This is a genomic window from Desulfosporosinus sp. Sb-LF, from assembly GCF_004766055.1.
In the GTDB taxonomy this organism is placed as follows: domain Bacteria; phylum Bacillota; class Desulfitobacteriia; order Desulfitobacteriales; family Desulfitobacteriaceae; genus Desulfosporosinus.
Map to the genome: position 1 here is coordinate 17,327 of NZ_SPQR01000015.1, position 12,724 is coordinate 30,050.

Annotated in this window: 16 protein-coding genes and 2 pseudogenes; 6 read left to right on the forward strand and 12 right to left on the reverse strand. The window is 37.8% G+C overall.

The genetic code is table 11. The features are described 5' to 3' along the window. Positions 1-143: 143 nt before the first annotated feature. The 3 genes from E4K68_RS17420 to E4K68_RS17430 all read right to left on the reverse strand — a co-directional run bounded on the left by E4K68_RS17420 (position 144) and on the right by E4K68_RS17430 (position 1,310). Positions 144-374 carry a hypothetical protein gene (locus E4K68_RS17420; RefSeq protein WP_135380195.1) on the reverse strand — a complete coding sequence of 77 codons (231 nt, stop codon included), beginning with the start codon at positions 372-374 and terminating at the stop codon, positions 144-146. A gap of 4 nt (positions 375-378) precedes the next feature. After that, complete coding sequence (locus E4K68_RS17425; RefSeq protein ID WP_135380196.1) at positions 379-699, reverse strand: YbjQ family protein; 321 nt, start codon at positions 697-699, stop codon at positions 379-381. A 158-nt stretch (positions 700-857) separates the two neighbouring features. Next, positions 858-1,310, reverse strand: a complete 453-nt coding sequence (locus E4K68_RS17430; protein ID WP_135380197.1) for a GNAT family N-acetyltransferase — start codon at positions 1,308-1,310, stop codon at positions 858-860. Between the two features lie 736 nt (positions 1,311-2,046). Between E4K68_RS17430 and E4K68_RS20470 the strand changes: the two genes are divergently transcribed. Together E4K68_RS20470 and E4K68_RS21200 are read left to right on the forward strand one after the other, a co-directional pair. After that, positions 2,047-2,217 (forward strand): hypothetical protein, encoded by a 171-nt coding sequence (locus tag E4K68_RS20470; protein ID WP_158291457.1) that lies wholly within the window; start codon positions 2,047-2,049, stop codon positions 2,215-2,217. Further along, positions 2,217-2,525, forward strand: a complete 309-nt coding sequence (locus E4K68_RS21200) for a DUF1360 domain-containing protein (protein WP_135380198.1) — start codon at positions 2,217-2,219, stop codon at positions 2,523-2,525. Before E4K68_RS20470 ends, E4K68_RS21200 begins: the two co-directional genes overlap by 1 nt. A 148-nt stretch (positions 2,526-2,673) precedes the next feature. On the opposite strand, the gene E4K68_RS20475 is transcribed toward E4K68_RS21200, so the two are convergent. The 4 genes from E4K68_RS20475 to E4K68_RS17450 form a co-directional block, all read right to left on the reverse strand. Continuing rightward, positions 2,674-2,820 carry a hypothetical protein gene (locus E4K68_RS20475; protein ID WP_158291458.1) on the reverse strand — a complete coding sequence of 49 codons (147 nt, stop codon included), beginning with the start codon at positions 2,818-2,820 and terminating at the stop codon, positions 2,674-2,676. Positions 2,821-3,893: 1,073 nt separating this feature from the next. Next, complete coding sequence (locus tag E4K68_RS17440; RefSeq protein WP_135380199.1) at positions 3,894-4,151, reverse strand: hypothetical protein; 258 nt, start codon at positions 4,149-4,151, stop codon at positions 3,894-3,896. Positions 4,152-4,272: 121 nt separating this feature from the next. Then, complete coding sequence (locus E4K68_RS17445; RefSeq protein WP_199241817.1) at positions 4,273-5,448, reverse strand: TIGR04053 family radical SAM/SPASM domain-containing protein; 1,176 nt, start codon at positions 5,446-5,448, stop codon at positions 4,273-4,275. A 296-nt stretch (positions 5,449-5,744) separates the two neighbouring features. After that, on the reverse strand, positions 5,745-6,182 hold the full coding sequence (locus E4K68_RS17450; protein WP_135380200.1) for a VOC family protein: 438 nt from the start codon (positions 6,180-6,182) through the stop codon (positions 5,745-5,747). A gap of 266 nt (positions 6,183-6,448) precedes the next feature. Here E4K68_RS17450 and E4K68_RS21205 point away from each other — a divergent pair, with 266 nt between their 5' ends. After that, positions 6,449-6,619 (forward strand): site-specific integrase, encoded by a 171-nt coding sequence (locus E4K68_RS21205; protein ID WP_243450428.1) that lies wholly within the window; start codon positions 6,449-6,451, stop codon positions 6,617-6,619. A gap of 90 nt (positions 6,620-6,709) precedes the next feature. On the opposite strand, the pseudogene E4K68_RS21690 reads toward E4K68_RS21205, so the two are convergent. Both E4K68_RS21690 and E4K68_RS21695 read right to left on the reverse strand, forming a co-directional pair. Beyond that, a pseudogene (locus E4K68_RS21690) lies at positions 6,710-6,826 on the reverse strand (recombinase XerC); the annotation flags it as partial. A gap of 313 nt (positions 6,827-7,139) precedes the next feature. After that, a pseudogene (locus tag E4K68_RS21695) lies at positions 7,140-7,694 on the reverse strand (alpha/beta fold hydrolase); the annotation flags it as partial. Between the two features lie 208 nt (positions 7,695-7,902). On the opposite strand from E4K68_RS21695, the gene E4K68_RS17465 reads away from it, so the two are divergent. Further along, a complete protein-coding gene (locus E4K68_RS17465; RefSeq protein ID WP_135380202.1) occupies positions 7,903-8,487 on the forward strand; it encodes a helix-turn-helix domain-containing protein in 585 nt (194 codons plus the stop codon). 11 nt (positions 8,488-8,498) lie between these two features. Further along, a complete protein-coding gene (locus E4K68_RS17470) occupies positions 8,499-9,170 on the forward strand; it encodes a flavodoxin family protein (RefSeq protein ID WP_135380203.1) in 672 nt (223 codons plus the stop codon). A gap of 441 nt (positions 9,171-9,611) precedes the next feature. On the opposite strand, the gene E4K68_RS17480 is transcribed toward E4K68_RS17470, so the two are convergent. After that, complete coding sequence (locus tag E4K68_RS17480) at positions 9,612-10,442, reverse strand: hypothetical protein (protein ID WP_135380204.1); 831 nt, start codon at positions 10,440-10,442, stop codon at positions 9,612-9,614. 213 nt (positions 10,443-10,655) lie between these two features. Then, complete coding sequence (locus E4K68_RS17485) at positions 10,656-11,060, reverse strand: MerR family transcriptional regulator (protein WP_135380205.1); 405 nt, start codon at positions 11,058-11,060, stop codon at positions 10,656-10,658. Between the two features lie 100 nt (positions 11,061-11,160). Here E4K68_RS17485 and E4K68_RS17490 point away from each other — a divergent pair, with 100 nt between their 5' ends. Further along, complete coding sequence (locus E4K68_RS17490) at positions 11,161-11,994, forward strand: SDR family oxidoreductase (RefSeq protein ID WP_348982873.1); 834 nt, start codon at positions 11,161-11,163, stop codon at positions 11,992-11,994. Between the two features lie 335 nt (positions 11,995-12,329). Here E4K68_RS17490 and E4K68_RS17495 read toward each other — a convergent pair whose 3' ends face one another. After that, complete coding sequence (locus E4K68_RS17495; RefSeq protein ID WP_135380206.1) at positions 12,330-12,521, reverse strand: hypothetical protein; 192 nt, start codon at positions 12,519-12,521, stop codon at positions 12,330-12,332. Positions 12,522-12,724 lie beyond the last annotated feature (203 nt).

Here is a 12,724-nt window from a genome sequence, read left to right on the forward strand (position 1 = left end):
TTTCGAATTTATGCTTTAATTGTAGCATGTTGCATTAAAGAGACAAACGAACTCCGTGTTTCTAAAAGCAGCCTGAAGTTGCTTTTAGAAACACGGAGTTCGTTACGAATGCGAAAAAATAAGAAGATAGCGAAGCAACTTAGTTACTTTTTTTCTTCGCAATAAAACCTTTCACCAGTTTTGCTATTGTAATAAACCCTTAATCTTCTTCCATCACTAGGGTCTATCGTTATCTCCTCAGTTTTTTCGAACTCTGCTGGAACATCTATTCCATGGTTTTGTTGATACCGCTTGTCCCAAATTACAAAAGTTAGTACAGCGAAAGCAACTATACATATCTGAACAAGAATATAGAAACTAGCGATTTTTACCATAACTTTAATCTTCCTCAATTACTACAGCAGTACCGTATGCCAAGACCTCGCTCATGTTCTGACCGATTTCACTGGAATCGAATCTCATCATAACTATCGCATTAGCACCCATAGCTGTTGCATTCATAACGAGACGGTCGATTGCTTGTTTACGAGCATCTTCAAGCATAGATGTATATTCGTGGATTTCTCCGCCAACGAGACTTCTTAGGCCTGCCATAATATTTCCGCCAAGGCCCCTACTTCTTACGATTAATCCAAAAGCTTGACCCTTTACTTCGTTTACTTTGTAACCAATAATGTTTTCAGTAGTAACAACTATCATCAAATTACCTCCCCAAAAATAGATACATAATATCGAATACGTCACAATATAAGAAGAATGCGAATTAGCTCTGACCACATGAACAGTCTACCAATATCGTCGATAAGTTTCTACTAATTATCCCCTACTTTACCTCCATGCCCTGAAGAATACTTGAGTTATAAAGGTTTTACAAAATACACTCGTCTGTAACCGTCTTCTAATTGGCGTTCCACTTCGACAAACCCGAACCCAAGATAGTACCTAATATTTTCAGTCATCAACTCGTTAGTATAAAGATGGACTTCTTGTAAACTCGCTTTTTTTGCGAAATTTAAAGCAAACTCAATTAATTTACGTCCAATTCCTCTTCCCTGGAAATCTGGGTGAACTGCTACATTTTCGATTAGTAGGCAATTTCGTTTTGGAAAAAAAACAATAAGGCCCATAAATTCTTCCGAATTTGTTGCTATATAAACAACATTCTTCTCGATAAGTTTAGAATAATCCGAAAGCATAGGAGCAGGCTTTTTACCCATTCTTTCAATGTACATGCTATAAGCCATACTTATACATTCAAAAATGGCCTGTTCATGTTTCTTTTCAGCAAGCTGAATATCTATAATACTCATTACACACTCTCCTTAAGAATCATCTGACAAAAGGCAACAATAATCACATTTATATGAATATAACTCATGAACATTCGCGTTAGTATCACTGGTCTGCTCCGAAGGGGTTTCTCTTTAATTTTATTATTACAATACCAAGTTTCCTCTCACTATAACCGTTCCATTAAATTCCAATTATCCTACTGATGCGTCAGCCTAAGTCTCACCCCCGTTAGTATACTTTTAAATAATGAAATCACTCTCCTCGCTAATTTGTCAACAATATTTAGCAAGGAGTGTGATTTATTATGCAATCAAACAAGACTTGTCAATTGGTCGAACAGTATCTCGATTGTTTCTGCTGAAAGAAAAATTATCTTTTCTTTCTCAAGTAGGGATGATTCTGGTTATTGCCGGATTGGTTATCCAAAGAAATCATTAATCTTTTTCAAAGGAATTCTTCTTATGGTCAATTGTTACAGGTGTTTTGGAATAATACAATAAACTCAAGCCCTATCGGACTTGAGTTTTTTACATTCTATAAATGGGAGTTTAGCGAACCAGTCAATCCTGAAAATATATAAGTCTAAAGCTAATGTAGCATCGACTCGTCTGAATTGTATGATCTTTAGAAGGTTTGACAATGCTCTGAAAAGTAACGGCACTTAAATTAGCTGATGGACAATTGTAACAAGTTATCGTCTCTGTTTATAGAATAAATAGGGATATGCAAAAAAAAGGAAAGGGGTTGAACTCCATGAATGGTTTAATAAAGCTGACACTTTGTCAAAATAGCTGTTGTCCAACTGTAGAATTTGATACTGACAGTGTAATCATCAAGGATGATTTTGGCGGAAAAGTATCACTGACTGCTGCTCAGTTTAAAATCCTTTTAGATCGATGCGTGAATAATGAAGGTGAAGCGTAATGCTATTTCAAATACTATTAACATTAAGCATTCGATTCTTTCTATTTGATTTTGTACTGTTTAAAAGTTTAAGAAATCACCTTAAAACAAAAGGGTATTTCTTTAGAAAGCTCCTTAGTTGTCCTTTCTGTCAAGGATTTTGGAGCGGTTTGGGAGTATTTCTGGCTACTCACTTAATCGCTTATAATTTAAGTTTTTTACTACCCATGCTTAGTTTTGGTTTTGTCACGGCTTATCTGAGCATGATGACTACTGCCATATTTTATCCCTTGATTGATAAGTTTGAAAAAAATTATAGCACTCTTTGATAACCGCAAAAATAAATACAATATTAGCTATTAACTATAACAACCTCCATTTGAATCAAATGAAGGTTGTTATAGTTAACGGGTTTGCACAAATGCAATATACAGTATAAGAATAATTAGAACAAACTTATTCCTTAAATATTAAGTCTTATCGATACTCAAAACCAGAGAGTGTCTCACCCGTGTTAGCATCAACGACCGTATTAAATTCATGCTTCAAAGGCAAAACAATACGACTTCTTGCTGGCCCACCAGATGGAGCTGACCATCCCTTATTGCTTTTAAAAGAAACCATACACACTTTTCCTTAGAAAGACTATGACCACCCTCCGTGGCAGTCATTAATTGATACTCAACATTTATCTTATCAAGGGTGAATACCTGCGTGTGATAAGTTTTAACTGCATCCACAATAGCAATGATAGGGTCCACCGCGCCAGCGGTTTAGTGCTATCCTACAAATGCGTAACCCTAAAACCAGGGAGCGGGGAACTTATTATTACAATAATTAGCCGATGCTATGACATCAATCGAACATCGTAAAATCATTAGTTTCATTATTCTCGGAGCTTCTCTTCAGAAAATGCTCCTTAATTAAGTGATATACATAAAAATAAAAAGCTAATGGTGTTTATTTAAACACATTAGCTTAAGTACATCTAAAAATTTTAGCCATATTCACAGTCTTCACCTCTTAGACAGTGTGCTTATTCAACTTAAATACTCTTTTTCTATTTAACATATATTTTACATCTCTAGTATTCAATGCGAACTGTTGCCTATAATCTATAAAAACAACTCCATAAATAGCAATCATTACAATAACACTCAAAATCCCTGATAGCATTTGAAATCCCCCCTTAATTTTATTGATTGTTCTTCAGGTATAGAATATCACAATACCCAGGCTTATGTCATATTTAAATTATATATTTGTCAAATAGTTTTTTATTATGGTGATTTTTGCCCCTGTGTAAATTTTAAAAGATTCTTTAATCCATAAGGTATAATCTGCTATTGAATTGATTGTTTTTCAGTACAATTATATATCTAATTCAAAAAGAGATACATAATACTACTTTCCGTAATTAGCTTATCTAATATTGTGGAAATAAAAAAAGATAATAGCCATTCTGTATCATAAGGCCATAGAACAAAACAAAGGAGAGAGTATAGCAGTTTATGGTATGCGTCCCGCTTTAAAAATTAATCTTGAATTATAAAAACATGATGTTTCATCAGCGGAATGAATAGGTGATGCTTTCAGTTTTTTGAACTAATATCGGACTTATTAACCCCTCTTCACTTGCTAAATGAACTTCACAAAATCCTACTGATGGTAACCAGTATAAGAACAATGCGAAGTTACTATTTTTTCTTTTTCCAATCTATCTTTTGATTACTCATTTTTTTGGCTTCGCTTATTGCATCTAAAAAAGACAAAAATTCTCCACGACTACTGTCGTATCTACCTTTTTCTATTGTAGATTCAAATTCAATGTAAACGCACTCTATTTCCTTATCATCACGAACTTCTTCTGGGTCTTCATAAGCGTGACTGCCATACAGTGTGTCCCACCTAACAATTCGGAGATTACATGCTATTTCCCGTGTTGGGAAAACCACGTAATCGTTAAAGGTTTAGGTAATTTACATTCCACCGTGGTTAAATTCTGACCACTGGGCGCTAGTAGGGATGGCACAAAAAAAAACGCCCACGAAAATCGCAGGCGTTCACAATATAATTTTATTTCTTTCTCATCTTCTCTGGAGTATACACGCAGAATGGCTCTGATGCCATATAGTTTCCAGTTGCGCCGTATGCACGTGCTCTTGATCCACCACAAACTTTGTTGTACTCACAAATACCACATTTACCTTCGTACTTATCTGGTGAACGCAAGTCTTTTAAAATAGGGCTTTCGCGGTAGATGTCGCGCAGTCTATTTTCCTTAACGTTACCAACTACTAATGGTAAAAATCCACTTGGTGTAATGTCACCAGTGTGTGATACGAAGATGAAACCATTTCCATCGTTAACTGCTTTTGGTGCTCTTGCTAGACCGTCAATGAACTGAGCCATGTCACGTGTCTTAGTACCTTCGAAAGTGATTTCCTCACCTGTAGTACCGTTTTCCTTAGCACGTTGTTGGAATACAACACGACGATAGTGCTGACCAGCAGTTGTTTTTATATCATAAGGCGCATCTTTACTTAACTCGTAAAGCCACTTGAATACTTCTTCGTGCTCAGCAGCTGTTATGCAATCATCCATTGAAGCACGTCCAGTTGGAATCATCATTAAAATGTACCAAACCGAAGTCTTCAACTCTTTCATCAATTCCGCCATTTGCTCAAGTTGGTGTAAGTTTGCTTTGTTAATGCAAGTATTGATTTGGTGAGAAATACCAATTTCATTTAAATACTTAAGTTTCTCGATTGTTAAATCAAAAGTTCCATCGATTCCACGGAAAGCATCGTGCGTCTTAGCATCTGCACCGTCAATTGAGAAACTCCAACGAGAAATCCCAACTTCTTTCGCCATGTCCATGCGCTCTTTTGTTACTTCAACAGTAGCACTTGGGCTCATCGAAACGCGCATTCCTTTTTTAATAGCATAGTCTGCTAATTCAAAAAGGTCTTTTCGAAGCATGCAGTCCCCACCAGTGAAAACTAGCATCGGGTTGTCCATTTCGTAGATTTCATCGATTAGCGCGATACCTTGCTCGTGCGTTAACTCCTCTGGATGCGGATCAGGTTGTGCATCTGCACGACAGTGTTGGCACTTAAGCCCACATGCACGAGTAGTTTCCCAGATTACGATGAACGGGTTCTTATCGTAGTCAACATTCATTCCTGGGTGCCCACCTGGATGACCACCTTTACCGTGCGGATGTCCACCCATTTTCATTTTATTTTCCATCTCAAATCACTCAATCCATTTTAGTTTTCCAAATAAAGATTTTACACAAAAATCTGGCGAAAGTCCATTGATGGACTTGCCGCTATTGTCCACCAAAACTTTCAGTTGAAATCCATTCCAAAACAGCCTGTTTCTCTTTTGTGGCCGTCGATGCGATCGGATGAAAGCACTGTATTGAGAGGGGGACGGGTTTGATTACGAAAAGAGCTGCTATGTGGGAAATGATAGCCTCCTCATACCAGAATAGTATAAGAATAATGGGAAATTTCGATACTTACCGAGCATATCAATAATATTTATTTGATTTCCTCAGCCAACTCCAAAATAATTCCCTCTGGACCACGAACATAACACAACTTATAGCTTTCTTCATATTGCTGTATCTCACTAAAGATTTCTGTGCCCTTCTTTTTCAATTTGGCAACAACAGCTTCAATATCTTCAACAGCAAATGCAATATGGCGGATACCCAGAGTATTTGCAAAGGGTTTCTGAATATCTTGTTCATCTGACGGCGTATAAAATTTGACTAGCTCTATCCATGCCTGACCGTCTGGCGTTCGCAATCCTACACATGCTGTTTTAACGTCAGTAAGCCCAACTACCTGACCCAACCACTCTCCTTCCATTTCCCATTCCCCATGCACTTCAAGTCCCAAATCGAGAAAAAACGCTTTAGCTGCTGAAAGATCATTTACGTTTACACTCACATGATCTATTCTATTGATCTTCATATCCCACATCTCCTGTGTTCCAGTTTTTCTGCAATACCCCGTATTGATTCCATCTGAAATGCCCCCATATACCATTATAAAGTTTAGGTTTAGTGTATCATACAATATTAGACCAACCACCTGTTTAAATCGACTTGTAATAATTCCCAATTATCCCACTAATGCTTCAGCCCTAAGTCTCAGCCCCTGTTAGTATAACTTTTAAATAATGAAATCACTCTCCTCTCTAATTTGTCAACAATATTTAGCAAGGAGAGTGATTTATTATGCAATCAAACAAGACTTGTCAATTGGTCGAACAGTATCTTGGGTATCTAAACGTTATAAAGGAACGCTCAGAAAATACTATTAAGGAGTATCGGACGGATTTATTGATGTTCTTAAATTTTGTTATGAGACGCGTAATACACCTATTTTACATGCTAATTTTTCAATAGTTAACATTGACTTTGTTAGGTCAATATCGCTAAACGATATGTATTCCTTCATTACATATTGCCAAAATGAACTACATGCTTCCGCTGGTACCTCTTAGGGAGTTTTGGGGTTTCTAATTCTTCGGCAATGTTATTATCAATAAGATGGGCCTTGGTTTTGAGGTATTTCCAGAGTTGACGGATCGATACAATTTTTCTTGCTCGTGTTTAAGTACAATTTTTCATTAAGATAAGCAAGTATCTCTTTTGGTAATTGGACGTGGAATTTTTCTCTCTCAAATCCTTCCGGGTCAGTTGATGGTAAGAACTTCGGATTTCTCATTGACTCGGGAAAGGGACTAAGAAAAGAAAAATGACCGGCATTTGCAATCTGCCTGAAAGTAACCAGTGATTCATCCGGAATGCTCTTTAGTACGGTTTCGGCATTCCAAGCAGGGGTGATTGGGTCATGTTCCGCTGTTAACATAAGGATAGGGATTGTTACATTATCCAAACTATTCATGAACCAGCCAGCTCCAGGAGCAAGCAAAACTATTGCTTTAATTCTTGGGTCAGGAGCAGTTTCTATTTTTTTACCTTCTCTTGTTCTCGGAATGCCACCTGCCAATGCGAGAGCTGTGTACCCACCCATTGAATGCCCTATGACTGCTACCTTGTCATCCATAATATGTTTGCTATAAAAACTATCTGAAAGAAGTCTGTCAATTGTTAGGCTGAGATGCTTTGGTCGCAGGATAAGATTTTCTTCGGTGTTTTCCAATTCATTATTATTCCTGTTGTTTCCATAATGCTCTACCATCGCCACAATAAAGCCATTTTTTGCAAGATGTGTACTAAGTGTTCGATAAAGAAGATGCGAACCTCCGTTGCCATGAGAAATCATGACAAGTGGAAATCTACCCTCTAAAAAATTGGCATTGATACAAACATCCATGGTATATGGCCCAAATGCTGTTGGGGTTGAAGACTCGTTTGTTGGATATTGCATAAGAACATTAAAAAGAACATCTTTGCTTTCATCTCTAATTTGAACTTCTTTACACCCCACATATGTATTAAATTGTTTGCCATTCATAGTATCTCTCCTTAAATGTTATAGTATTTATATTAATTGTTTTCGTAAAGAAATGCCTCACTTTTGTAAAGTTTGGCGGCTCTATTTTTCCTTATCTGGTAATAGACAATCCATTATTAATATTAATCTCTAAAACGCATAACTCTACGGAGCGTTTATTGAAAAATTCCAGTTCATTCAGTACTATTCATACAGGGAGGCAGCGACAATGCAAACTATAAATGTCGGCAACATCATTCGTGAATTGCGTACAGAAAGAGGAATGACGCAAAAACAGCTTGCGGATAAAATGAATATCAGCGATAAAACCGTTTCTAAATGGGAACGGGGTTTAGGCTGTCCCGATGTTTCTCTGCTCTCGGAACTGTCCGACCTACTTGAAGTTGATATAGGTAAACTATTAAGCGGTGATTTGGCACCCAATGACTTTGTGGGAGGAAATATGAAAAAGACAAAATATTATGTCTGCCCTATGTGTCATAACATTTCACTTTGCACAGGTGAAGCTGAAGTATCATGCTGTGGCAGGAAAATTGATCAGCAGAAAATGCAGAAAGCCGAAGAAAATGAGATGCTTTCTGTTGAAGTAATCGAAGACGACTGGTATATCACAGTGGTTCATCCAATGAACAAAGAACACTATATATCCTTTGTCGCATTTGCAACCGGTGACCGTGTACAGATTATCAAGCAGTATCCCGAATGGGATATGCAGCTTAGGATACCCAAAAGAGGTCATGGAATGCTTATTTGGTACTGTACAAGGCATGGTTTATTTTATCAGTTAATATAAAGGAGTTAGGTATGAAATTTATTGTTTTTAATGGAAGTCCTGCTGCGGCAGGTAGTAATACCAATGTAATTGCACGGGCTTTTTTAAACGGAGCAAAGCGAGCAGGTGCTGAAACCGAAAATATATTTATAATAGAGAAAAATATTGGGCACTGTAAAGGCTGTTTTTCATGCTGGTTCAAAACACCGGGAAAATGCGTTTTGGAAGATGATATGCAGGAATTACTTGAAAAGTATAACTCTGCCGACGTTGTGTGCTTTGCTTCTCCGGTCTACACTTGGAACATCACTGCGGCTTTAAAGAATTTTGTTGACCGTCTTGCCCCTCTGAAAAGCCCCTTGATAGTAAATAGAAATGACAATTTTGACCTCGCTGATTCTGTTTCCAAAACACAGCAGTTTATGGTTATTTCAAATTGTGGTTTTCCGGGGAACAACAACTTTGAAACGATGAAAGTTGTTGTTGCGTCTTGTAATCCTGTTTTGGAGATTTATAGAAACTGTGGCAAGTTACTGAAAAGCAAGGACGAAAAAATTAAAAGTGTTGTTGATGATTATTTGAGAGCAGTTGAGCAAGCAGGTTATGAAATGGCAACACAAAATAGCATTTCAAAAGAAACAGAAGCGGGGCTCCAAAAAGAGCTTATGTCTATACCTGAATATGTGAAATACATCGGAATGTAGCATAAAATGCCCATTTCTAAATTAAACGTACAGGCTTTCCTGATAGAGATGAATTTCAAGTCGTTTCTCTTTGGATTAAGAGAGTAGCACAAAAAATGCACATGGAATTAATTGGAGAAATTTAACGCTACACAAGGGAAATTGCTACCAATATGAACCTATCAGAGTTAACTGAAAAGCAACTATTAAAAACCTTTATTTAGAGATAAATATTACGCATCATTCTTGTTAACCTTGGAATTTTCTTATTTGGCGAACACTCAGTTATCTACGAATGCCGCCCAACACCGAGGTTGGGCGGCATCATTTATACTGAAGGGTTTAAGAATTAGCAGTTAACGGGATGAAGAAGGCATTATTAGTACCAACTACAAGTGGTGATCATCAGCATCGCCGGGTCCGGTTTAGTGGACATTTGGAAATCCCTCATTTTCCAATACTTTATATTTTACTAATACATATAAATCTCATATCATATTTACAGTCAGACTTAAAAGGCCATAATAACTTGAACTCCGAACTAAAATTTATCAAACCACTTTCTAATCTTAATTCTACGTCATGTTCAGCTTGAATAGCCCCTTCAATTTGACCGTACTGTCCTTCTATCCCCATCTCATATCCAAGAAATAATTTATCTTCGGTGCTCTCTATGACTGCAGCATTAAGCTTTTTTGCCACAATATCATTCATCTTTTTTATCTTGTCGATAACCAGATTATCTCCCTTCCCAGTTATTTGAAGACATATTGACCAAATCTGGTGTAAATAAACATTTATCTGACTATGGACTCCTATTAATATACTATTTTTATATGCATCTTTTCCGAAAACTAATGGATATTTGTCAATTTTGACAGTTAGATCATCGAGAAGACTTAATATTTTATGTCGACTAGACAAATTATTCGTGTTAGTAAAAAAATATTTCTTTACTAAATATTCATAATCTCTATATTCGCGATCCTCGATACCCAAAAAGTCACAAGCTATCAATTCGATTTTGTTGCTATTTACTAATGAATACTGGTTTATGCCCTCTTTCATAGAAGACATATCTATATCAATTAAAATTACTTTTTTAAATTTAGATTCAAGAATATTCAAATCAATATCATTACATTTACCTGCACCAAATATTGCTATACTTTCAAAGTCTGTAGTATTATTGATAATATATTCTGTCAATTTATATCTATAACTACTCCATTTTCTGTAAGCTCCGGCAATTGTTTGCAACTTCTTTAACTCGTCAAAAATGTTAAGGTCCATTAAAGCTCACCCCTCCATTGATTTATCCATTTCATTTTAAAAAAATTATAACACGGTCAATAATAACTAAACTAATAGAACATAAATTCTCTATTCAACTCCTGGACCCTCAATATATGCTTGAAGGATTAATTTACTTCTTTTCAAATATGGGCAGGAGAGTTCAATAGTACCTTTCAGACGAAATGTAATAGTACGAAACCAATGTTCGACTCAATCAGAATGTCGTTGCTTTAACAAAGCATTGGCCTCTTCTGGGGCATTCATCATTGCAACTCTGTATTCCAACATCCGGTTAAGAGTTCCAAGAATCTGATCCAATTCGTCCTTCTTATGTTCGATCTCACTGATCTTTTGTCGAATCCATTCAATGACTTGTAGATGGGTACGCGTATTTGTATCATGATCCCGCAAGATTTCTTTCAGTTCGGCTAGCGAACAACCCACCCCTTGAAACTTCTTTACCAGTTTCAGACGTTCAAGAGCCTCGTCTGAATAGTTACGATAGTCATTTTCCTCTCTTCGGACATGCCGACTGTCCAACAAGCCTTCCTTTTCATAAAAACGAATCGTGTAAGCTGTTAAACCTGTCTTTTCAGCTAATTCTTTAATTTTCATGTATATTTCTCCTCGGTATGACTTGCCTTAGAGTTAACTCTATAGTTTAAAATGAAATTGTTCAAGGAATAATACAACTCAACGAGTTAAGGAGGATATCATGATGCGTATTTTCGTAACAGGAGCAACAGGCTACGTCGGTTCTGCCATCGTCCGCGAACTCATCGATGCCGATCATAAAGTCGTCGGACTTACCCGCTCAGACAATGGCGCGACAATACTTAAGGAAGCTGGGGTCGAGGTGCATCGTGGTGATCTTGACGACCTCAACAGCCTTCGTAGCGGTGCCGCCACTGCGGACGGCGTTATCCACCTAGCGTTTAAGCACGACTTCTCGGACTTCGCTGGCTCGCTCGCAACCGATCTACTCGCCGTAGAGACGATAGGTTCGGCGCTTGAAGGCTCCGGCAAGCCGTTCGTGACCACTGCTCACGCAAACGGGTCGGCATCGGATAACGCGGCGATCGGGCTGGCAAAGCGTGGAGTGCGGACATCGATTGTGTCGCTTGCGCCGTCCGTGCACGGCGAGAACGACAAAGGCTTTGTGCCAAAATTGATTAACATCGCCCGCGACAAGGGCGTCTCTGCTTACATCGGCGACGGGTCCAATCGCTGGCCAGCTGTACAACGCCTCGATGCGGCTCGTTTGTTCCGCTTGGCGCTGGAAGCCGCCCCGGCGGGGTCACGACTAGACGGAGTCGGTGACGAAGGAATACCATTCCGTGACATCGCTGGTGTCATCGGCCGCCACCTGAATCTGCCGGTGGTCAGTATTTCACACGAAGAGGCAGAGGCCCACTTCGGCTTTCTTGGCGCTATTGCGGCGCTCGACATCCCAAGGTCAAGTGTACTGACTCAGGAACTATTGGGGTGGCGGCCTATACACCCCGGGCTAATCGCTGATCTCGAACAGGGTCACTACTTCAACAATTAAAGTGAGGGTGGGATGATTTAATCTCATGGAGCTAATGGCTCTGGAGCGGACGTTACCCCAGCGGTGTAATTAAATCAATTCATCAAGATCAGGTCTCGTAAAAATGCGAGACCTGCTATCTTTTTGTCAGCTATGATGAAAACGTAAGCTCCTAAAGGCAAAAACAGCCTCCTACAGACCTATCCGGATTGTAACATTGATTAGTTTGGATAAGTAGTTTTACAATTTTAATTGTTAAACTTCCATGAGGTCACGAACAAGAATTAGTGGAACCTGAGTTGAGACGCTATATCAGAATGAGAGAGTCTTACCATGATTTCTAAATGCTTTATCTATTAAATTATTCCATTCTTCTTAAGACAATACCAAGTGTTAATCACAAATGCGACACTTGTTACTAAAATTATTCCTAAAATTAATGGGATAGTTATTGGAGTAGAACGCTTTTTAAGCACGTAAAGTATAATGCCATCATTTATAGCAATAACTAATACACCTCTGATTATTAGCTCTGTTAAAACCTGCATTAACATTAAACCTCCTTATGATAAATGGCTACATTTGAAGATAGTATAAATTAATCTACGTAACTTCATTCTAGTTATATTGACGAAATTGCTAATTCTTACAATTAGCCCTCTTCTAAGGAAGGACTAATTAAGAATAATGGGAGTTTAAGGAACAGACAAGAATGTCTATAATGCAACGTTAAAAGTTACAAAAAGGTAGT